The 20152-nt window shown below is 65.8% G+C and carries 20 protein-coding genes and 1 tRNA gene; 9 read left to right on the forward strand and 12 right to left on the reverse strand.

What is annotated here, in order from left to right; all coding sequences use genetic code 11:
• Positions 1-104: 104 nt before the first annotated feature.
• The 5 genes from DQG15_RS16100 to rpmH form a co-directional block, all read right to left on the reverse strand.
• Positions 105-1622: a bifunctional diguanylate cyclase/phosphodiesterase gene (locus DQG15_RS16100; protein WP_116087021.1), complete on the reverse strand. Its 1518-nt coding sequence runs from the start codon at positions 1620-1622 to the stop codon at positions 105-107.
• Positions 1623-1722: 100 nt separating this feature from the next.
• Positions 1723-2613: a tRNA 2-thiocytidine(32) synthetase TtcA gene (ttcA, locus tag DQG15_RS16105; RefSeq protein ID WP_232830891.1), complete on the reverse strand. Its 891-nt coding sequence runs from the start codon at positions 2611-2613 to the stop codon at positions 1723-1725.
• Positions 2603-2857: a membrane protein insertion efficiency factor YidD gene (yidD, locus tag DQG15_RS16110; protein WP_116087023.1), complete on the reverse strand. Its 255-nt coding sequence runs from the start codon at positions 2855-2857 to the stop codon at positions 2603-2605. The genes ttcA and yidD overlap by 11 nt, the downstream gene beginning before the upstream one ends.
• Positions 2854-3228 (reverse strand): ribonuclease P protein component, encoded by a 375-nt coding sequence (rnpA, locus tag DQG15_RS16115; protein ID WP_116087025.1) that lies wholly within the window; start codon positions 3226-3228, stop codon positions 2854-2856. The genes yidD and rnpA overlap by 4 nt, the downstream gene beginning before the upstream one ends.
• Before the next feature lie 17 nt (positions 3229-3245).
• The gene (gene rpmH / locus DQG15_RS16120; protein WP_025311815.1) at positions 3246-3383 is read right to left on the reverse strand and encodes a 50S ribosomal protein L34; all 138 of its coding nucleotides are present in this window, start codon (positions 3381-3383) and stop codon (positions 3246-3248) included.
• 257 nt (positions 3384-3640) lie between these two features.
• On the opposite strand from rpmH, the gene DQG15_RS16125 reads away from it, so the two are divergent.
• The 4 genes from DQG15_RS16125 to DQG15_RS16140 all read left to right on the forward strand — a co-directional run bounded on the left by DQG15_RS16125 (position 3641) and on the right by DQG15_RS16140 (position 7340).
• Positions 3641-4372: a TVP38/TMEM64 family protein gene (locus DQG15_RS16125; RefSeq protein ID WP_116087027.1), complete on the forward strand. Its 732-nt coding sequence runs from the start codon at positions 3641-3643 to the stop codon at positions 4370-4372.
• A 1-nt stretch (position 4373) separates the two neighbouring features.
• Positions 4374-5789: an NAD(P)/FAD-dependent oxidoreductase gene (locus tag DQG15_RS16130; RefSeq protein ID WP_116087029.1), complete on the forward strand. Its 1416-nt coding sequence runs from the start codon at positions 4374-4376 to the stop codon at positions 5787-5789.
• Between the two features lie 70 nt (positions 5790-5859).
• Positions 5860-7212, forward strand: a complete 1353-nt coding sequence (locus tag DQG15_RS16135; protein WP_116087267.1) for a HAMP domain-containing sensor histidine kinase — start codon at positions 5860-5862, stop codon at positions 7210-7212.
• A gap of 51 nt (positions 7213-7263) precedes the next feature.
• A tRNA-Arg gene (locus DQG15_RS16140) sits at positions 7264-7340 on the forward strand.
• A gap of 346 nt (positions 7341-7686) precedes the next feature.
• Here DQG15_RS16140 and DQG15_RS16145 read toward each other — a convergent pair.
• The 5 genes from DQG15_RS16145 to DQG15_RS16165 form a co-directional block, all read right to left on the reverse strand.
• Positions 7687-8478, reverse strand: a complete 792-nt coding sequence (locus DQG15_RS16145) for an SDR family oxidoreductase (protein ID WP_116087031.1) — start codon at positions 8476-8478, stop codon at positions 7687-7689.
• A 41-nt stretch (positions 8479-8519) separates the two neighbouring features.
• Positions 8520-9302, reverse strand: a complete 783-nt coding sequence (locus DQG15_RS16150) for a glucose 1-dehydrogenase (RefSeq protein WP_116087033.1) — start codon at positions 9300-9302, stop codon at positions 8520-8522.
• A gap of 19 nt (positions 9303-9321) precedes the next feature.
• Positions 9322-10788: a sugar ABC transporter ATP-binding protein gene (locus DQG15_RS16155; RefSeq protein ID WP_232830892.1), complete on the reverse strand. Its 1467-nt coding sequence runs from the start codon at positions 10786-10788 to the stop codon at positions 9322-9324.
• Between the two features lie 103 nt (positions 10789-10891).
• Positions 10892-11821: a substrate-binding domain-containing protein gene (locus tag DQG15_RS16160; protein ID WP_116087037.1), complete on the reverse strand. Its 930-nt coding sequence runs from the start codon at positions 11819-11821 to the stop codon at positions 10892-10894.
• Between the two features lie 111 nt (positions 11822-11932).
• Positions 11933-12910, reverse strand: a complete 978-nt coding sequence (locus DQG15_RS16165; RefSeq protein WP_116087039.1) for an ABC transporter permease — start codon at positions 12908-12910, stop codon at positions 11933-11935.
• 233 nt (positions 12911-13143) lie between these two features.
• Between DQG15_RS16165 and DQG15_RS16170 the strand changes: the two genes are divergently transcribed.
• From DQG15_RS16170 to DQG15_RS16190, 5 genes are all read left to right on the forward strand, one after another.
• Positions 13144-13962, forward strand: a complete 819-nt coding sequence (locus DQG15_RS16170; protein WP_116087041.1) for a transketolase — start codon at positions 13144-13146, stop codon at positions 13960-13962.
• Complete coding sequence (locus DQG15_RS16175) at positions 13959-14921, forward strand: transketolase family protein (RefSeq protein WP_232830893.1); 963 nt, start codon at positions 13959-13961, stop codon at positions 14919-14921. The genes DQG15_RS16170 and DQG15_RS16175 overlap by 4 nt, the downstream gene beginning before the upstream one ends.
• Before the next feature lie 3 nt (positions 14922-14924).
• Positions 14925-16388: an FGGY family carbohydrate kinase gene (locus DQG15_RS16180; RefSeq protein ID WP_116087043.1), complete on the forward strand. Its 1464-nt coding sequence runs from the start codon at positions 14925-14927 to the stop codon at positions 16386-16388.
• A gap of 43 nt (positions 16389-16431) precedes the next feature.
• Positions 16432-17409: a sugar-binding transcriptional regulator gene (locus DQG15_RS16185; RefSeq protein ID WP_116087045.1), complete on the forward strand. Its 978-nt coding sequence runs from the start codon at positions 16432-16434 to the stop codon at positions 17407-17409.
• Positions 17410-17612: 203 nt separating this feature from the next.
• Positions 17613-17936 (forward strand): PRC-barrel domain-containing protein, encoded by a 324-nt coding sequence (locus tag DQG15_RS16190; RefSeq protein ID WP_116087047.1) that lies wholly within the window; start codon positions 17613-17615, stop codon positions 17934-17936.
• Positions 17937-18006: 70 nt separating this feature from the next.
• Here the strand turns inward: DQG15_RS16190 and DQG15_RS16195 are convergent, their stop codons facing one another.
• Positions 18007-19374, reverse strand: a complete 1368-nt coding sequence (locus tag DQG15_RS16195) for a phosphomannomutase (protein ID WP_116087049.1) — start codon at positions 19372-19374, stop codon at positions 18007-18009.
• A 133-nt stretch (positions 19375-19507) separates the two neighbouring features.
• Positions 19508-20080, reverse strand: a complete 573-nt coding sequence (locus tag DQG15_RS16200; RefSeq protein ID WP_370454194.1) for an arylesterase — start codon at positions 20078-20080, stop codon at positions 19508-19510.
• Positions 20081-20152 lie beyond the last annotated feature (72 nt).

Below are 20152 nucleotides of genomic sequence, written 5' to 3' on the forward strand. Positions count from 1 at the left end.
CGCCATGGCCGCAAAGGTCAAGGGCCTAGGGGCAAAGCTTCCCCGTGTCGCGGCGCCGCATCCAACCCGTCCAGTCGCCGACGGGACCCGCTCGGACGCCCCTCTCAGCCCGTTCGACCGATCAGCGGCGGCCGCGAGAGCCGGCCTCGGTAGCGGACGATCCAGGGCAGGGTGTCCTCCACCGGCATCGGGCGGGCGAGGCCGAAGCCCTGCACGTACCGGCAGCCGAGCTGGGCCACGGTCGCGTGCTCTTCCGGCGTCTCCACTCCTTCGGCGAGCGTTTCGAGGTCCAGCTGCTCGGCAAGAGAGACGATCGCGGACACCATCTTGCGCTGCTCGGTATCGCTGTCAGCGCGGCTCACGATACTGCGGTCGATCTTGAGCCGGCAGACGCCGAAGCGGCGGATGGCGGAAATACTGGCATTTCCGGTGCCGAAATCGTCGAGATCGATGCTGCAGCCGAGCTCCGCGAGCGCGGTGACGTTACGGACGATCACGTCTTCGTCGGACGCGCAGACGACCGTTTCGAGAACCTCGATGGCCAATCGGTCCGGGGCGAGTTCGAATCGGTCGAGTTCCCACCGGATCCGGTCAACGAGGTGCGGGTTGCGCAATTCGTGCATGGAGAGGTTGAGGGCAACCTGCGGTATGCCCAGATCCGCGCGTTGCCAGAGGCTGAGGGCCTCGAGGGACTGGGTCAGCATCTCCTGCGTCAGACGCTCGGTCATGCCGGCGGCGAGGACGACATCGAGAAAGACCGACGGCGACAGGACCCCTCGATCGGGGTGGACCCAGCGCACGAGGCTTTCGAAGCCGGTGATCTCTCCGGTATCGGTGGAGGTCTGCGGCTGAAAGAACGCGCGGATGGCGCCGGTCTCGAAAGCCTCGTTGATCTCCTTGGCAAGGTCGGCGCGTACGAGCGACGCCTCCTGGATCGCGGCCGAATAGGCGCGCAGGCAGCCGCGACCGGATCGCCGGGCCTGCCGCAGCGCGAGAAGGGCCGCGTTCACCAGCGCGTCCCCGCCCGGTCCGGGACTCCTGTGGCCGGGGCAGAATCCAGAGGAGAGGCTGACATAGATCTTCCCGGCGTGGATCGGCAGCGGATCCATGGCGGCGGCCTGCAGGCGCTCGCCGAAGGCCAGGATGTCGTCGAGGCCCGATTGCCCCAGCCCTTGGGCGAGGACGGCGAAGCGATCGCCGTCCAGGCGGGCGACCGCATCGCCGGAGCGGACGGCGTCGGTCAGGCGGCCCGCCATCTGGATCAGGACCTGCTCGGAGCCTCCCGCGCCGAGATCGCGCACGAGTTCATCGAAGCCGTCGATCTGGAGTGTCACGAGGACGCAGTCCGGGTTCGGCGCGGCGAGCATCGCGTCCGCACGCTCTTCGAGGGCCGTCCGGCTCAGAAGGCCGGTCAGGGCGTCGCGGTCTTCCGGAGGCCTCCCGGTGCGCGAAGGGACGATCAGGACGAGGGGAAGAAGGACGGCGCAGAAAACGAGGCTGGGCTCCCCGCCGAGCCAATAGGCGAGCAGGAGCGCCGCCGGCAGAAGAGCAACGAGATCCGGCCGGCGGAGAAACCGGCCGCCGTGGCGTTCGAGCATGTTCAGGGCATGTGCAATGGTCACGGCGGCGGTCGCTCCTGCTGGCTCGGCGAATGTCCCGGTCGTCCGCAGGACCCTAGTGCCGGGGTCTCACCGCAAGCTTAATGCCGCCTGTGCCCATTGACTAAAATTGTTCTGACGGAGCGTCCGCAGCTTCAGGATGCGCCTCATCGGACGTCCCGGCCGGGGCATTCGGGCGCATCAGGGCCGCGAAATCGAAGAGCCCAGGGTCCAGGAGGTGGGACGGGCGCGCGTTCATCAGCGACCGGAACATCACCTGTCGACGGCCGGGGGCGTTTTTCTCCCACCCGTCGAGGATCTGCTTCACCTGCTGGCGCTGAAGCCCGTCCTGCGAGCCGCAGAGATCACAGGGAATGATGGGGTAGTTCATGGCCGTGGCGAAGCGCTCGCAATCGGCTTCGGCAACGTGGGCGAGGGGGCGGTAGACGAAGAGATCACCTTCCTCGTTCACCAGCTTCGGCGGCATGGTCGCCAGGCGCCCGCCGTGGAAGAGGTTCATGAAGAACGTCTCGAGAATGTCGTCCCGGTGATGGCCGAGAACGACGGCGGAGCAGCCTTCCTCACGCGCGATGCGGTAGAGATTGCCCCGACGCAGGCGCGAGCACAGGGCGCAGAAGGTGCGGCCGGCCGGGATCTTGTCCATTACGATGGAGTAGGTGTCCTGGTACTCGATCCGGTGAGGCACTCCCATGCGCTCTAGGAACTCCGGCAGGACGGTGGCGGGAAAGCCCGGCTGACCCTGATCGAGGTTGCAGGCGAGGATCTCGACCGGCAGGAGGCCGCGCCACTGCAGCTCCGTCAGCGCGGCGAGCAGGGTATAGCTGTCCTTGCCGCCAGAGAGGCAGACAAGCCAGCGCGCGCCGCGCTCGATCATGCCGTATTTTTCGATCGCCTCACGGGTCTCGCGGACGATGCGCTTGCGCAGCTTGCGGAATTCGGTGCTCTGCGGGGCGCCCTCGAAGAGCGGATGGATCTCGTTGGAATCATCGAGCATGGGGCGGCCTCGAGTCGCGGGGTGGGTCCGGTACGGGATCGTAGCCCGATCCGCCGAACGGATGACAGCGCCCGATACGGCGCACCGTGAGCCAGCCTCCCCTGACTGCGCCGTGGCGGGACAGCGCCTCCAGTGAATAGGCGGAGCAGGTCGGCTGGTAGCGGCAGTTCCGTCCGACCCAGGGAGACAGGATCAACCGGTAGGCATGGACCGGAAGGGACAAAAGTCGGGCGAGGGGGCTCATGGAGCCGGCTCGGCACTCTGCTGCGCCCGCGCGGTCCCGTGAATGTTTGCCAATGCGGCGGAGAGATCGCCGAGGAGGAGGTCCCATTGCCGGCCCGCGGTCGCATCCTTCCGGCCGACGAGGACGTAATCCCAGCCGGGCCGCCCCTCGCCGGGCAGAACGAGGCGTGCGATTTCGCGCAGGCGCCGCTTTGCGCGATTGCGGGCGACGGCATTGCCGACCTTCTTGGAACAGGTAAAGCCGACGCGGATCATATCCGGATCGGCCTCGCCCGCGCGTCTCTGCCGGGCCTGCAACATGAAGGCGGGCGTGCCGGAACGACGCGCCCGCGATGCGGCTATGAAATCGGCACGCTTCGTCAGGGTCGCCATCGGCGCCCCGCCGGATCTTACGCGCTCAGGGATTTCCGACCCCGCGCGCGACGCGCGTTCAGGATCTTCCGGCCGGCCTTGGTGGCCATGCGGGCACGGAACCCGTGCCGCCGCTTGCGGACAAGGTTCGAGGGCTGGAACGTACGTTTGCTCATGGGCTCGTCTCCGTCAGTGTCCGTCGGTGGGCGCGCTCGGGCGGGCGCTCTAAGGCGCCGCGGCGCGAGCCCCGGATATTCGAAGCCCGGTCCCTAGAGGGTCGGGCGCGCCCTGTCAACGCATCTCGCTGGCGAAAACGCCGGCGCCTGGGCGGACCCTGCACGGTCAAGCGCGCGTTACCCGGTCTGGTGCCGGTTTCGCTCGCCTGCACAATAGTGTCTCGCACGTTACGGGGCATAATCGAAGGACAGCTGTGGTGAACAAGGAGAACGAGGCGGGCCGGGGGCGACTTCTCAGGTACGGGGCGCTGGCCGTCATCGCGGCGGTGGCGGTCACCGGCGCGGTTCTTCTGCGTGACCAGCTGACCTTCGAGGCGCTGGCTGCGAATCGAGACGATCTCATCGCGTTCCGGGACCGGAACTACCTCTCGGCAGCGGCAGGCTTCGTCTTCGCCTACGCGCTCATCGTCGCCTTTTCCCTGCCGGGGGCCACCATCGCGACGCTGACGGGAGGCTTTCTCTTCGGCGTCTTTCCCGGAGTGTTCCTCAACGTCGTGGGAGCGACCCTGGGCGCCACGGCGATCTTCACGGCGGCGAAATGGGGCCTCGGCGCTCAGTTGGCCGCGCGAATGGAGGCGTCGGAGGGCCTCGTGCGGCGGCTGAAGCAGGGGATAGACCGGAACATGTGGGAGGTCCTCTTCCTGATCCGGCTCGCCCCGGTCGTCCCGTTCTTCGTTGCCAACATCGTTCCGGCACTGGTCGGGGTGCGGCTTCTGCCGTTCGTGGTGACGACGTTCTTCGGCATCATGCCGGGCGCTCTCGTCTTCACCTCCGTCGGCAACGGCCTTGGCGCGGTGTTCGAGCGGGGCGGGCGGCCGGACCTGTCGATCCTGTTCGAGCCGCAGATTCTCCTGCCGATCATCGGGCTGTGCGCGCTTGCCCTTCTGCCTATCATTCTAAAGAGCGTCCGCGGGACGAAAGGGGTCTGACATGAGAACGATGGAAGCCGATATCTGCGTGATCGGTGCCGGCTCCGGAGGTCTGACGGTCGCGTCCGGCGCGGCGCAGATGGGGGCTAAGGTCGTCCTGATCGAGGCAAACGAGATGGGCGGGGACTGCCTGAACTTCGGCTGCGTCCCCTCGAAGGCGCTGATCGCGGCGGCCCGGCATGCCCATGCGATGCGCAGCGGCGGCATCTACGGGATCGCGCCGGTGGAGCCGCAGGTCGATTTCGCCGCCGTCCACGATCACATTCACGGCGTCATCGCCGCCATTGCCCCGGTGGACAGCCAGGAGCGGTTCGAGGGGATGGGCTGCACCGTCATCCGCGCCCATGCCCGCTTCGTCTCCGACCGCGAGGTCGAGGCGGGGGATACCCGCATCCGCGCCCGCCGGATCGTTCTGGCCACCGGCTCACGTCCCGCCGTGCCGCCGGTCGAGGGGCTGACGGACGGACCTTACCTCACCAACGAGACGCTGTTCGACCTGAAGGAACTGCCGGAGCACCTGCTCATCATCGGCGGCGGCAATATCGGCTGCGAGATGGCGCAGGCCTTCCGCCGTCTCGGCGCCCGCGTGACCGTCATCGAGGGCGGAACGCCGCTCGCGAAAGACGATCCCGAGAATGCCGCGCTCCTCCTCGAGACGATGAAGGGGGAGGGCGTGACCTTCGTCACCGGGCATCATGCGGACAAGGTCGAGTGGACCGAAGGCGGCGTCACCGTACGCACCGAAGCGGGGACCTACAGCGGTTCGCATCTTCTCGTGGCGGCCGGGCGCGCGCCGGCGCTGGACGATCTTGGACTGGAAGCCGCCGGGATCGAACGGGACAAAAAGGGGCTGAAGGTGGACGACACGCTGCAAACCACCAATCGCCGCGTCTATGCCGTGGGCGATGCGGCAGGCGGAATGCAGTTCACCCACCTCGCCGGATACCACGGCTCGACGCTGATCCGGCGGCTGCTGTTCGGACTGCCGGCCAAGGTGAAGACGGCCCATATCCCTTGGGCAACCTATACCTCACCCGAACTCGCCCAATGCGGCCTGACCGAGAAAGAGGCGCGGGAAGCGCATGGCGATGCCGTCGAAGTCGTCACCAGCACCTATTCGGAGAACGACCGGGCCGAGGCGGAGCGCCGCACAGAGGGCCGGATCAAGGTGATGGTGGTGGGGGGACGGCCCGTCGGCGCCTCCATCGTGGGGGAGAGCGCCGGAGATCTGATTACGCTCTGGTCACTCGCGATCTCCGCGAAGCTGAAGATGTCGCAGATTTCGGGCATGGTGGCGCCCTATCCCACGCTGTCCGAACTGAACAAGCGCGCCGCGGGCGCCTATTTCTCGCCACGGCTCTTTGATAACCCGAACGTGAAGCGCGTCGTTCGCGCCGTTCAACGTATCCTGCCATGAGGCGCAGCCCACAGTGACGTTCTTTCGCTCGCTCTCCGGACGGTTCCTGATCCTCACCCTCGCCTTCGTCATGCTGGCGGAGGTGCTGATCTTCGTGCCGTCGATCGCGCGCTTCCGCGAGGATTACCTGCTGTCGCGCCTCGAGCGGGCGCAGATCGCCTCCCTCGCACTCCTCGCCTCGGACGACATGCTGAGCCAGGACCTCGAGGCGGAGCTTCTGCAGAATGCCGGCGTTCTGAACGTTGTCCTCCGCCGGGACGAGATGCGCCAGCTGATCCTCGACAGTCCGATCCCCCAGCCCATCGTGGCGACCTACGACCTGCGCGATCCGGGCGCCGCCGAGTTGATCAGGGACGCGATCAGCCGCCTGCTCGAACGTGACGAGCAGGTGGTCCGCGTCATCGGCAACCCTGTCCGGGAGGCGGGGCTCCTGATCGAGGTGACGCTGGAGACGAGCCGCCTGCGCGCGGAAATGATCGACTATGGCCTGCGCATCCTCTTGCTGTCCGCGGTGATCTCCGTCCTTACGGCCGCACTCCTCTTCTTCGCGGCGCGGGGCTTCATCGTCGCGCCGATCAAGCGTGTGGTCGACGCGATGCAGTCCTACGCCTCGGCCCCAGAGGATGCCCGCCGGATCATCACGCCCGAGGCGAAGGTTCTGGAGCTGAGGGAGGCGGAAATGGCGCTCCAGACGATGCAGACACAGCTCACGGGGGCCCTCCGACAGAAGCAGCGACTGGCCCAGCTCGGCGGCGCCGTGGCGAAGATCAGCCACGATTTGCGGAACATCCTCACCACGGCCCAGCTTTTCGCCGACCGCATGGAGAACAGCGCGGATCCCGCCGTCGCCCGCGCCGCGCCCAAGCTCGTCAGCTCCATCAGCCGCGCGATCTCGCTCTGCGAGAGCACGCTGGCCTTCGGCAAGGCCGAGGAGCCGCCCCCGCGCCTCTCCCGCTTCGCTCTCGCCCCTCTGGTCGACGACGTGATCGAGAGCGAGCGACTCGCGGCGGAGAACGAGGATGTGAGCTTCTCGGTGAACGTGCCCAGCGGCATGACCCTCCGCGCGGACAGCGAGCAGCTCTACCGTGTCCTTGCCAACCTCGTACGCAATGCCCGGCAGGCCATCGTCGCGACCGGGGAGTTCGGCGAGATCGGCGTCTCTGCCACCGAAAGCGACGACGGCTGGACGCTGATCGTTCAGGATACCGGGCCCGGACTTCCGCCCAAGGCTCAGGAGCATCTCTTCTCGCCCTTCTCGGGCGGGACCAGAAAGGGCGGCTTCGGTCTTGGCCTGTCCATCGCGGCGGACCTTGTGAAGGGCCATGGCGGCACGCTCGACCTTGCACGGACGGACGACACCGGCACCACGTTCCGCATCGTCCTGCCCAAGGCGGTCCTGCGCTTCGAAGAGGCTGCAGAATGACCCGACTTCCCGCTTGCAAACCCTGACCGGGGCCAGTATCCCCGCCGCAACGCGCTGGTAGCTCAGTTGGATAGAGTACCTGACTACGAATCAGGGGGTCGGGGGTTCGAATCCTCCCCAGCGCGCCACTTTCCCTCATCAGACGCCAGACCGGTTCCTTCGTCGCCACGAAGGATTGCCTCTATGTTCGGTTCGGCCGATTCGAGCGCGGTCTGATTTGTCGCCAGCCTTACATCTTTCCCCGATCCGATGGCCGGGACAGCTCGAGATGCGAGCCTAGAACTGCATTCCGCAGCCCGGGTTCGCATGTCTGCCTCCGGATGGCCGACGTAAAAGAGCCGCGGGCATCGGCGCCCGCGGCTCTGGTGTCATCTTAAAGGCTGAAGATCATCCCGTTCGGGCCGGCTATTGCCGTGCTCCGAAATTAGGGGCCGTCCTTGCACGGCTGTGGGCCTGATCTGAAAAGAGACCGGTTCACCAGCAGCAGAAGCCGCCATCGACCAGAAGATCGACGCCGGTGCAGTAGGAGGCCGCGTCCGACAGCAGGAACACGGCGGGTCCGACCATCTCGTTCACGTCGGCCATGCGCTGCATCGGCGTCTGGTTTTCGAATTCCTTGGTCTGGTGGACCATCTCGGGCCGGGTGTTCATCGGGGTCGCCGTGTAACCCGGCGAGATCGAGTTCACCCGGATCCCGCGCCCGACCCACTCCATGGCCATGGATTTCGACATGTGGATCACACCGGCCTTCGACGCATTGTAGTGAACCTGATTGAGACCGCGATTGACGATCACACCGGACATCGAGGCTATGTTGACGATGGACCCGCCCTTCCCATGTGCCAGCATCGCGCGACCCTCGGCCTGACAGGACAGCCAGACGCCCTTCATGTTGATGTCCATCAGGGTCTGGTACTGTTCCTCTTCCATCTCTTCGGCGGGGTTCGCATTGGCGATTCCGGCTGCGTTGACGGCAAGCGTCAGGGGGCCGAGCTCGCTTTCGGTCCGGGCGACCGCGTCGGCAAGGGCCTCGGCCGAAGTGACGTCCGCGGCGACCTGCACCGACTTGCGGCCCGCTTGTGCGATGAAGTCGGCCGTCTGCGCGAGCCCGTCATCGGTGCGACGATCCAGAAGCGCGACATCCGCGCCGCATTGCGCAAGGCCCATGGCAATGCGCTGACCGATGCCGCTGCCGGCACCGGTCACCAGAGCTGTGCGCCCGGAAAGGTCGAAGAGGGCAGGGGTGTTCAGGGTATTCTCGGCCATGGGGTTCTCGTTCCTTCGGTTCGATCGTCCGAAGCGGACGGTCAGGACATGATCAGGCCACCATCGACGTTGATGGTCTGGCCGGTGATGTAATCGGCGTCCGGACTGGCCAGGAACGCGATGAGGGCGGCGACATCCTTGCCTTCTCCGGCGCGTTTCATGGGGATGTTCTCGACCCAGCTTTGCATGAGCTCGCCGGGGGCGTAGTCGCCCAGCATCTCGCCCCAGACCCGGTCGTTGTAGTCCCACATGTCGGTCTTGATGATGCCCGGACAAATGGCGTTCACGGTGATGGCGTCGGGCGCCACTTCCTTGGCAAGGCTCTGGGTCAGGCCCATGACGCCGAACTTGGAGGCGGCGTAATGCGGTGTATAGATGAACCCCTCGCGCGCCTGCCCTGATGCGATGTTGATGAGACGCCCGCCCTGGCCGGACTTGCGCATCCGGCGGATGGCTTCCTGACAGCACAGGAACGCGCCTTTGGTGTTGACCGCGAGGGTGGCGTCCCAATCCTGTTCGGACAGGTCTTCGATCCGCGAAATGGTGATGATCCCGGCGTTCTGGACCGAGATTTGCACCGCCCCGAACTCGGCCTCCGCCCTGTCGTAGAGCTCGACCACGGCGGCCCGGTCGGTGACGTCGCAGATCACGCCCATGGCGTTCGCGCCGGTGTCGCGCAGTCGGGCGGCGGCAGCTTCGACATTGTCCTCGACCGACGCGATCACGACGTTCGCGCCCTCGGCGGCGAAGCGTTCGGCGATCGCATAGCCGATGCCCTTGTTGCCGCCCGTGACGACGACCGTGCGGTCCCTGAATCGTGCCATGCCTTCAATCCTTATTGGGTCACGCCGTCGCGAGTTCCATGACGGACACGTCGTTGGCCTCGGAATGGTCGAGGATGCCCGCCTGGCGTCCGGCGGCCATGACCATGATCCGGTTCGACACGCCCAGAACCTCTTCGAGGTCCGAGCTGACGACGATCACGGCGACACCTTGCTGCGCCAGCCCGACGATGATCTCGTAGATCGACGAGCGCGCTCCCACGTCGATGCCCCGGGTAGGTTCATCCAGCACGACCACCTTGGGATCGCGGGCCAGCCATTTGGCGATGACCACCTTCTGCTGGTTGCCGCCAGAAAGCTCGCTGGCGTTCTGGCGACCGCGTCCCTTGACCCCGAACTTGGCGATGTTGTCGTCGGCAAAGCGGTGGACCTGGCCGCTGGTGACGAGACCGGATTTCGAAACCTTGCTGAGATTGGCGTAGCCAATGTTTTCTGCGATGGAATGCTGGACCACGAGGCCCTGCTGCTTGCGGTCTTCGGGCACCAGGACAATGCCGTTGCGGATCGCGTCGCGCGGGCTTTTCGGGGTGATGTCCTTGCCGTTCAGGATCACGTTGCCCGAGGCGATTGGATCGGCCCCCGCGATCGCGCGGACAAGCTCGGTCCGGCCCGCGCCGACAAGGCCCGCGATACCGAAGATCTCGCCGCGCCGGACCTTGAAATTCACGTCCGCAAAATGGCCCAGGCCCGATTTCAGGCCCTTCACCTCGAGCACCGTCTCGTCGCTGGGCTCGGGAAGACTTGGGAACATGCGCTCGAGGCTGCGGCCGACCATCGCCTCGACGATGGTGCGGACCGGTATGTCTGCACTTTCGAATTCCTGCACCTTTTCGCCGTCGCGCATGACGACGATGCGATCCGTGATCTTGCGGATCTCTTCGAGCCGGTGGGAAATGTAGATGATCCCCACGCCCTCGGATTTGAGGCGGGTGATCTGCTCGAACAATTTCTCGGTCTCGTCCCCGCCGAGCGCCGCGGTCGGCTCGTCGAGGATCAGAAGCCTGGCGTTCAGCGTCAGCGCCTTGGCGATCTCGATCAATTGTTGGTTGGCGGTCGAGAGGCCCTGCACAAGGCGTTTCGGAGAGATGTCGAGGCCAAGCCGCCTCAGGCTCTTGCCGGCCTCGTCCTCCATCTTCTTGCGGTCGATCCGGCCGCCCTTGGTCGGATAGCGGCCGACAAAGATATTCTCGGCGATCGACAGATGCGGCAGGAGAAGAAGTTCCTGGTGGATCATGCCCACCCCTGCGTCGATCGCTTCACGCGGGTTGGAGGGGGCATAGGGCTTGCCCTGCCAGGTCATCTCGCCGGCGGTCTGGCTTACCGTTCCCGAGATGACGTTCGACACCGTGGATTTGCCGGCGCCGTTCTCGCCCAGAAGCGCCACGACTTCGCCAGCATGGACCTCCATATCGATCCCATGCAGGACCTGAACCGGTCCGTAGGATTTCTTGATATTGCGAAGGGACAAGATGGGCGAAGCGTCGGAGGGCATGGCGCAACCTTTCAATCATTCCGTCGTCGAATGTGCCTGGCCCCGCAAAGGCGGGACCAGGCAGCGTCGTCCTGATGGATCAGGGATGCTCTTCGACGTATTGCTGCGCGTTCTCGGGGGTGGTCAGGTAGCCCGGCAGCAGCTGCTCGGCCGGAAGCTCTTCTCCGGCGACCAGCTTGATGGCGCTGTCCACGGCGAGACGACCGATACCACGCACCTGCTGGGTCGCGGTGGCGTCGAAGCCGCCTTCGGCAAGAACCGGCAGGGCCGTCGTGTCGCCGTCGAAGCCGCCGATGTAGACGCGCTGCTCGACATTGGCCACCTTGACGCCTTGCGCGGCGCCCATGGCAAGACCGTCGGCCTGGCCGAAGATGATGCTCACATCGGGGTTCGCCTGAAGAAGGTTCTGGGTGATATCCAGACCCTCGGCCTGCGACCACTGCTGCGACCATTGCTGGGCAACCAGTTCAACGCCGGGGTTCTCTTCGATGGCCTGCATGCAGCCCTTGGTGCGCTCGACCTCGGGGGTCGTGCCCTTCTGGCCGTGGATCATGATCATCTGTCCCTCGCCGCCGGCGAGACCGATGATGTGGCTGCAGACCTCGTAGGCGGAGGCGGCGTTGTCGGTGGCGATGAACGTGTCGCCGGGTTCGCCTTCGGCGTTGCGGTCCACGTTGATGACCGGGATGCCCTGCTGCTTGGCCAGGCGCGCCGGAACGGTCGCTGCGGCGGCACCTGCGGGGAGGTAGATCAGCGCGTCGATATCCTGGGTCAGAAGGTCCTGAACCTGGCTGACCTGGGTGGCGCTGTCGTTCTTCGCATCGACGGTGATCACCTCGATCCCCAGCTCATCGGCGTAGTTTTCGACGCCGATCTTGATCTGGTTGAAGTAGTCGGCCTGCAGGTTGGTGACGGCGAGGCCGAGGCGCTCGATCTCCTGTGCCTGGGCTCCGCTCAGGGCGGTGGCGGCCAGGGCGGTGGCGGCCAGAAGGGTTGCCTTCAGTTTCATTGCGATCTCCTCCGAGTTGTCCGTCGGCTGGATTGCTTCAGCGTCCGGTGGGTTGCCCGACACGAGGGCGGGCGGTTTGATGGCGGCGGCGTATCCTCCCCGCAGCCAATTCTATGCGCGTTTCTTGAATGCCTCCGCGGCGACGGCGAGGGCGATGACGACGCCGATGACGACAGCCTGTGTGAAGGGCGAGACGCCCAGAAGGTTCAGGCCGTTGCGCAGCACACCGATGATCAGCACCCCGATGATCGTGCCGACGATGCCGCCCTGTCCGCCTGACAGGCTGGTGCCGCCGATGACGACCGCCGCGATGGTGTCGAGTTCGTAGGTCACGCCCGCCGTCGGCTGCACCGAGTCGAGACGCATGGCCAGGACAATGCCGCCGAGGCCGGCCAGAAGGCCCGAGACCACGTAGACGCCGACAGTCGTGAAGCTGACGTTGATGCCGGCAAGCCGGGCCACTTCCGGGTTGCCGCCGATGGCATAGAGGCTGCGACCGCCGGACGTGTAGCGCAGGAAGAACCAACCCGCGGCAAAGACGACGAGCATGACGGCGACCGTGAAAGTCAGGAAGCCTCCGTGGCGGATGAAGGCCAGCATGCTGAACCACGCGGGGAACCCGACGATCTGTTGGCCGTCGGTGATCATGTTCGCGAGGCCGCGCGCGATGGACATCATTGCAAGTGTCGCGATGAAGGCGGGGACGCTGAACAAGGTGATCAGCAGGCCCGACACGACCCCTGTCATCGCGGCGACGGCCAATGCGATCAGGATCGAAAGCTCCAGCGGGTAGCCCAGCGTATTCGCCAGATATCCCATCACCATCATCGCAAGCGCGAGGACCGATCCGACGGCCAGATCGATGCCGCCGATCAGAATGACGAAGGTCATGCCCACGGCCATGATCCCCAGCACCGTGATCTGGTCCATCACGTTCAGAAGGTTGCGCGTCGTCAGGAACGAATCTGTTGCGAAGGACAGGAACGCGCAGAGCAGAACCAGACCGACCAGCGGACCTGTCGCTCCACTGAGGGAGAACAGCTCGGAAAAACGCGACTCGCTTCGGGTCGACGAGGTGGTGGATGCCATGTCTCTCTCCTCCCAAGCGCATAAATATGCACAATTGATGAGAAATGCGTATTGGAATGCCTGAGACCTGTCAAGCGTCGTTGCCTCGGACTGCGTCTACAGCGCCGCCCCGCGCGGACCTGACCCTGGCTCCGGGTAGGGAGAATGTTCAGTCGGCTCAGTCGCCGGACTTTACTCAGCGGACAGGAAATGTATCTTTAACGCGGATAGCATAAATATGCAGAAGGTGCAGCATGACTCCTGATGAACTACGCAAGATTGCGAACCGCATCCGTCGCCGCGATCTTCAGGCGGTGTACGAGGCAGGCGCGGGCCATATCGGCGGGGAGATGTCCGTCACCGATCTGCTGACTGCGTTGTACTTCGAGATCATGTCCGTGGATCCCGATGCGCCGCTGGACCCCAAGCGCGACCGCCTGGTGCTGAGCAAGGGGCACACCGCCCTCGCGCTCTACGTCACGCTGTCGGAGAAGGGCTTCATCCCGAAGGACGAGGTCTCGACCTTCCTCAAGCACAATTCGCGGCTGAACGGGCACCCGAACAGGGTCAAGGTTCCGGGTGTGGAAACCAACACCGGCCCGCTCGGGCATGGGCTGCCGATCGGCGTCGGCATGGCAAAGGCGGCCAAGCTGAACGGCGACGCGTGGCGGACCTTCGTCATCACCGGAGACGGCGAGATGCAGGAAGGGTCGAATTGGGAGGCCATCATGGCCGCGGCCCAGTTCAAGCTGGATAACCTGACGCTCATCATCGATCACAATCGTCTTCAGCAGGGCGCCCGGCTGGCCGACACCAACAACCTCGCCCCGCTCGCGCCGAAACTCGAAGCGTTCGGTTGGGCCGTGGAAGAGATCGACGGACACGACATGGAACAGATCTGCCGCGCCCTCTCGCCCGAGACGGTGACGACCGGCAAACCCAAATGCATCGTCGCCCATACCAACAAGGGTCAGGGCATCTCGTTCATGTCCGACAACGTCGCCTGGCACCACAAGGTGCCCAACGATGAGCAATACAAGCAGGCGATGGCCGAGCTTGAGGAGGCCGAATGATGTCCACCCCGTTCAAAGACGCCAAACTGCACGATTGCCGCGTGTCGTTCGTGGAAACGCTGGAAGTTCTGGCAGAGGCGAACACCGACATCGTCGCGGTCTGCAACGACTCTGTCGGGTCGTCGAAGCTGGGGGATTTCAAGGAGAGATTCCCCGAGCGCCTGATCAATGTCGGCATCGCCGAGCAGAACATGGTCGGCGTCGGCGCGGGCCTGGCGAATGGCGGCAAGATTCCGTTCGTCTGCGCCGCAGCCCCCTTCCTGACCGGCCGCGCGCTGGAACAGATCAAGGCTGACGTGGCCTATTCGGAAACGAACGTGAAGCTCGTCGGTATCAGCTCGGGCCTCGCCTATGGCGATCTCGGCCCAACCCACCACTCGATCGAGGATTTCGCCTGGATCCGCGCGCTGCCGAACGTCGCCGTCGTGGCGCCGGCCGACAGGATCGAGACCGCTGCCGTCATCAAGTGGGCCGCGGCCTATGAGGGCGGATGCTTCCTTCGTCTCAGCCGGGTGGGCGTGCCTGATCTGCTGCCCGAGGATCACGTTTTCGAACTGGGCAAGGCGAACCAGCTGCGTGACGGATCGGATCTGACGATCATCGCGAACGGCGTTCTGACCCACCGCGCCGTTGAGGCTTCAGCCCTGCTGGAGGACCGTGGTATCTCCGCTCGTGTGCTGAACATGGCCAGCGTCCGTCCCATCGACGAGGCGGCAATCCTGAGCGCGGCGCGCGAGACCGGCGCGATTCTGACCTGCGAAGAGCACACCACGTTCGGGGGCCTGGGCAGCGCCGTCGCCGAGGTCGTCGTCGAGTCCCACCCGGTGCCGATGAAGCGTCTCGGCGTGCCGGGCGTCTTTGCGCATACGGGGTCCGCGAACGCCCTTCTGGACGATTTCGGGATGGCCTCCGACGCGATTGCCGACAGCGCGGCGGAGCTTGTGAAGCGAAAGGCCTGACGCATGGCGCAACAGGTAATCCTGGCGATCGACGAGGGCACGACCAACTCCAAGGCCGTGTTCGTCTCGGCCACTGGCGAGATCATCGCCAGTGGAGCGGCGCCTGTGCCGATCGCGCATCCCCGGTCCGGGTGGGTCGAGCAGGACGCCGACGAGATCTGGCAGGCGACGCGGAAGGCAATCGCCACGTGCCGCGCCGCAGCTCCCGAGGCCGAGATCGTGGCGCTTGGCATATCGAGCCAGCGCGAATCCGTTCTGATCTGGGATCGGCGCACCGGCATGCCACTGGGCCCGGTCATCTCCTGGCAATGCCGCCGCACATCCGCCGCCTGTGCGGCGCTTCGCGACGGTGGGAACGAGCCCGATGTGATCGCGCGGACGGGACTTCCCCTCGATCCTATGTTCCCGCCGACCAAGATCAGGTGGCTTCTGGACAATCACGGCCAGTCCAGCCGCGATGTCTGTGTGGGAACCGTGGACAGCTGGCTGATCTGGAAGCTGTCCGGAGGAGCGGTGCATGCGACCGACCGGTCGAACGCGGCGCGCACGCAGCTGCTGAACCTGCCCGACGGAACCTGGGATGCCGACCTCTGTGCGCTCTTCGGGGTCGACCGGCAGATGCTGCCCGAGGTGTGCGACTCGGCCTGCATCTTCGGAACCACCTCGGGCGTGGAGGGCCTGGCGGACGGCATTCCCATCGCATCGGCCATCGGCGACTCTCATGCCGCGTTGTTCGGGCATGGCGCGTTTCGCATCGGCGACGGCAAGATCACCTTCGGCACGGGGTCGTCGGTGATGACCACGATCAGGGACTTCGTCGTCCCGCCGCCGGGGATCACGACCACCATTGCCTGGTCGATCAACGGCCAGTCCACCTTTGCCTTCGAGGGCAACATTCTGGTCAGCGCCTCGATCCTGCCCTGGACGGCGCGCCTTCTGGGGCTGGGTGACGTGGACGAGCTCATCGCGCTCGCGCAAGGCGTTGCGGATGCGAACGGGGTCGCGCTTGTCCCGGCCCATGTGGGGCTCGGCGCGCCGCACTGGAATTCGGAGGCGCGCGGGGTGATCTCGGGTCTGTCCTTCGGGGCCGAGCCGGCCCACATTGCGCGCGCGGCCGCTGACAGCATGGCGTTCCAGGTTCATGACGTCTGCAGCATCATGGACGCCGCGGCCGAGGGGTTCGGCCAGCTCTTCGTGGATGGCGGGCCGAGCCGAAACCGGTTCCTGATGCAGCTTGTGTCGGACCTGCTCGATCACCCCGTCACGCCTTGCCGGAACAGCGAAGCCTCAGCCCTGGGTGCGGCGTATCTCGCCGGGCTTGCGACCGGGTTCTGGCCCGATCTCGAGGCCGTGGCGAAGCTCCCGAACCATGATCGCAAGATCGCTCCCGCCATGCCGCAGGACGTGCGGGGCCGGGAACTCGCCCGATGGAAGAAATCCATTGCAGGAACGCTGGCTGCGATATAGTGAATAAATATTCACTTAACCGAACAGGAAACACGGCGCATCCATGTCACGCGTGAATGAACTCCGCATGATCGCTCGCGTCGCGCAGATGTATCATGTCGAGGGCCAGCGGCAGGCCGATATCGCCAAGCATCTGCGCATGTCGCAGGCGACGGTGTCGCGGATGCTGAAACGCGCGCAGGTTGAAGAGATCGTGCGGACCACGGTCGTCTCGCCCTCGGGAACGTATGCGGAGCTCGAGGCGGGCCTGCGCGAAAGGTTCGGCCTGTCCGAAGCCGTCGTCGTCGAATGCTCCGAAGATCGCGACGGTGCGATCATGGCGCGGATCGGCGAGGCGGCAGCGCATTTCCTTGAGGCGACACTCCAGAGCGGTGAAGTGATCGGCGTTTCAAGCTGGTCCGAGACGATCTTGCGGATGGTCGACAACATCCACCCGATGAAGGCCGGCAAGGCGAAATACGTCGTCCAGATGCTTGGCGGCATGGGCGACCCGGCGGTCCAGACCCACGCAAACCACCTGACCACGCGGCTGGCAAAGCTCACGGGGGCAGAGGCACATCTGCTCAGCGCACCGGGCGTCGCACCATCGCGTGAAGCCAAGCTCGTCTTTCTCGGCGATGCCTTCGTGCGCGAGACCATGGAGCTTTTCGACAGGATCACGCTTGCCATCGTCGGCATCGGGGCGGTCGAGCCGTCGAGCATGCTGGCGCGAAGCGGCAACGTCTTCTCGTCCCGCGAGCTGGCGGATGTCGAGGAGGCAGGCGGAACCGGCGACATGAGCCTGCGCTTCTTCGATACGTCCGGCGGGCTCGTGAAGACGCCCCTGGACGACAGGGTCATCGGCATCACGCTGGAGCAGTTGTCGCATGTCGATCGGGTCGTCGCCCTTGCCGGTGGTCGTAGCAAGACCGCGGCCATTGATGCTGCGTTGCGCACGGGGGTGGTGGACCTCCTGATCACCGACAAGTTCACGGCCGAACGGCTTGTGCATCCCGAAGCGACGGAACGTGCGGCCGAGTAGGCCAAAGTACGCTCCCTGATCCCATCAGTGCCCGCATACTTGCGGGCGCGAAGCCGGAACGAAGAGCGTGGACGTGCGGAGCTCGGAGCAAGTCCCGCCGTCCGGTCGGAGATGAAGGTCCGTCGGCCGGCTTCCGCCGCGTCGTGGAACCTGTGCCGAGGCGGCGTGTTGGGGCGGCGAACAGGAATACGAAAGGTAAGACCATGAAAAGCATCATGATTGCAGCGCTGTCCCTTCCGCTGGCCACAGCCGCCATGGCTCAGTCTGCCGATATCTCCGGCTATACCGAAATCGACGATATCGACGTGATCGGCGCCGACGGTGAAGAGGTCGGCGAGATCGAGAACGTGCTGGTCGACGACTCCGGCGTCCCGGTGGCGTATGTCGTCGAAATCAACGACGGCTTCCTCGATCTGGGCGATTCCGACGTCGTGATCGGCTTCGACGCCCTCACCTGGGAGAACGGGCACTACACCACGACGATGACCTCGGGCGAGGTCGAAGCCCTTCCTGTCTGGGACGACTGATCGGTTACACCTTGTGAAACGGAAAAGGGGGGTCGCTGTCGCGGCCCCCTTTTTTGTGAGGCCGTCCGGCTCAAAGCTGCGGCTTCAGGGCGGTCAGTGTCGCAGCGACGCGTGCATGCGCGGCCTCTTCCGTTTCCGCCTCGGCATAGCAGCGCAGCTCGGGCGCGTTTCCCGAAAGGCGCAGATGGACGATGTCGCCGTCCGGCAGCCGCATTCTAAGACCGTCCGTCAGATCGATCTCCGCTGCAGTCGCGCCGAGAAGGTCCTCGCGCGCAGCGCCGTCCCGGATCAGGTCCGATATCAGGTCCCGCGCTTTCCTGGTGTCGATCTCCTGCAGGCGATCCGCCGCCCTGTGGCGCGCCGGCAGGTCTGCCACAAGGCCGGCAAGGTCCGTGCCCTCCCGCCGTGCAAGAACGAGCGGCGCGATGAGGGGCAGAACGGCGTCCCGCGTCATCAGGCGGGGCAGGGGGCCGACGAGATGCGCGTCGAAGCCGAGAAGAAAGCCGCCATTGGCCTCGAACCCGACGGCCCGCTCGACCCCCTTCATCCCCGCAATGACGTAAGGCGAGCCGATCTTCGTCCGGATGACCCGGTCCATGGCCCCCGAAGCCTCGATCGCGGTATTGGACGAAACCGGCGTGACGGCGATGCGCGCGTCCACCGCCCGCGCCGTCAGAAGGCCCAGAAGATCGCCGGGGATCACTCGGCCCTGCCCGTCGGTCAGAAGCGGGCGGTCCGCATCGCCGTCGGTGGACAGGATCGCATCAAGGCCGTGCTCCGCGCTCCAGCGCAGCAGACGCTCCGTCGTTTCACGGGAAACGGCTTCGGTATCGACGGGCACGAAACGCTCGGCCCGGCCAAGGCGCAGAACCTCAGCCCCGAGGGACGTCAAAAGCTCCGCGAGGAGGTCGCGCGCGACGGAGGAATGCTCGTAGAGACCGAGCCGATAGCCTGAGAGCGCCTCCGGCCCGAACGCGTCCAGATACCGTGCGGCGTAGGCGGACAGGACCTCAGCCTCCCGGTTCGGCGCCGTGCCGGGGGCCCGCGCAGGCGATCCAGACAGCGCGGCGGTGATCGCAGCTTCGTCCGCCTTGCCGATCTCGGCGCCGCCTTCGGTGTAGAATTTCAGACCGTTGCGATCGTCCGGGATGTGGCTTCCCGTCGCCATGATCGCGGCCGCGCCCGACGCGTTCGCGGCGAGGGCCAGCGCCGGGGTGGGCACCGCGCCGCAATCCGTCACCTCCAGCCCGGCTGCGCGCGCCGCGTCCGCCACGTCCCCGGCAATGCGGGGGGAGGACGCGCGAAGGTCCCGCCCGATCAGAAGCTTGCCGCCGGTGGGGCAGGCCCGCGCGAACGCCGCGACGTGTGCGCCAACGACGTCTGCCCCGAGCTCCGTGACGAGGCCCCGGAGGCCGCTCGTGCCGAATTTCGCCGCCATTCTCGTCCTCCGCGGTGCCGCTACGGTCCATCCGGCCTCGGCGTAGCCCGGCAGGAGGGGACCGGCAAGGCGACCGCGAAGGCCGACCTTTTGTCCCGTCCTGCTGGCGGCAGGGAGACCGGTTATCCGGCCATTACTCCGCGGCGCGCGCCAGCAGCTCCTCGACGCTTGGCCCGATGGCTTCCACGATGCGTTTCACGCCAGTCGCGTTCGGATGAATCCCGTCCGCCTGCATGTAGGTCCGCAGGTTGCCGGCCTCTGCTTCCGCCCGGAAGGCGGAGAAGAAGTCCGGGTGGAACTGGACGCCGTAGGTTTCGGCCAGCTCGGGGTACATCGCATCGAACCGCTCGGCGAAGTCCGGCCCGTAATTGCCCGGCGCGGTGAGGCCGACGAGAAGCACCTCAACCCCGGCCTCGCTCGCCGCGGACAGGATGCCGTCCAGATTTGCGCGGCTCACGTCCGGGTCGATCCCGCGCAGCATGTCATTGCCGCCGAGCGCCACGATCATCGCGTCCGGGTCGTCTTCGAGGGTGAACGCCGCACGGGACAGGCCGCCGGCCGTCGTGTCTCCCGAGACGCCGGCATTCAGTACGTCCACGTCGTGGCCCCGCTCGGTCAGCCAGGCTTCGAGCTGGGGCACGAGCCCGTCTTCGGCAGGCAATCCGTACCCTTGGGTCAGCGAATCCCCGAGCGCGGCGACGCGGATCGTATCCGCCGCGGCCAGTGCCGGAAGGGATGCGGCAACCACGACCGCGAGAGCCGCCTTGCTGACCCGACG

The sequence above is a fragment of the Tropicimonas sp. IMCC34011 genome (assembly GCF_003390865.1).
Taxonomy (GTDB): domain Bacteria; phylum Pseudomonadota; class Alphaproteobacteria; order Rhodobacterales; family Rhodobacteraceae; genus Tropicimonas_B.

What these genes read in the sequence shown, in the direction of transcription:
- yidD (WP_116087023.1), bottom strand. Translation starts at nt 2,857, where the DNA reads ATGAGCCCCCTCGCCCGACTTTTGTCCCTTCCGGTCCATGCCTACCGG.
- DQG15_RS16130 (WP_116087029.1), top strand. Translation starts at nt 4,374, where the DNA reads ATGAGAACGATGGAAGCCGATATCTGCGTGATCGGTGCCGGCTCCGGA.
- DQG15_RS16135 (WP_116087267.1), top strand. Translation starts at nt 5,860, where the DNA reads ATGCTGGCGGAGGTGCTGATCTTCGTGCCGTCGATCGCGCGCTTCCGC.
- DQG15_RS16170 (WP_116087041.1), top strand. Translation starts at nt 13,144, where the DNA reads ATGACTCCTGATGAACTACGCAAGATTGCGAACCGCATCCGTCGCCGC.
- DQG15_RS16185 (WP_116087045.1), top strand. Translation starts at nt 16,432, where the DNA reads ATGTCACGCGTGAATGAACTCCGCATGATCGCTCGCGTCGCGCAGATG.
- ttcA (WP_232830891.1), bottom strand. Translation starts at nt 2,613, where the DNA reads ATGCTCGATGATTCCAACGAGATCCATCCGCTCTTCGAGGGCGCCCCG.
- rnpA (WP_116087025.1), bottom strand. Translation starts at nt 3,228, where the DNA reads ATGGCGACCCTGACGAAGCGTGCCGATTTCATAGCCGCATCGCGGGCG.
- DQG15_RS16150 (WP_116087033.1), bottom strand. Translation starts at nt 9,302, where the DNA reads ATGGCACGATTCAGGGACCGCACGGTCGTCGTCACGGGCGGCAACAAG.
- DQG15_RS16190 (WP_116087047.1), top strand. Translation starts at nt 17,613, where the DNA reads ATGAAAAGCATCATGATTGCAGCGCTGTCCCTTCCGCTGGCCACAGCC.
- DQG15_RS16165 (WP_116087039.1), bottom strand. Translation starts at nt 12,910, where the DNA reads ATGGCATCCACCACCTCGTCGACCCGAAGCGAGTCGCGTTTTTCCGAG.
- DQG15_RS16160 (WP_116087037.1), bottom strand. Translation starts at nt 11,821, where the DNA reads ATGAAACTGAAGGCAACCCTTCTGGCCGCCACCGCCCTGGCCGCCACC.
- DQG15_RS16195 (WP_116087049.1), bottom strand. Translation starts at nt 19,374, where the DNA reads ATGGCGGCGAAATTCGGCACGAGCGGCCTCCGGGGCCTCGTCACGGAG.
- DQG15_RS16175 (WP_232830893.1), top strand. Translation starts at nt 13,959, where the DNA reads ATGATGTCCACCCCGTTCAAAGACGCCAAACTGCACGATTGCCGCGTG.
- DQG15_RS16180 (WP_116087043.1), top strand. Translation starts at nt 14,925, where the DNA reads ATGGCGCAACAGGTAATCCTGGCGATCGACGAGGGCACGACCAACTCC.
- DQG15_RS16145 (WP_116087031.1), bottom strand. Translation starts at nt 8,478, where the DNA reads ATGGCCGAGAATACCCTGAACACCCCTGCCCTCTTCGACCTTTCCGGG.
- rpmH (WP_025311815.1), bottom strand. Translation starts at nt 3,383, where the DNA reads ATGAGCAAACGTACGTTCCAGCCCTCGAACCTTGTCCGCAAGCGGCGG.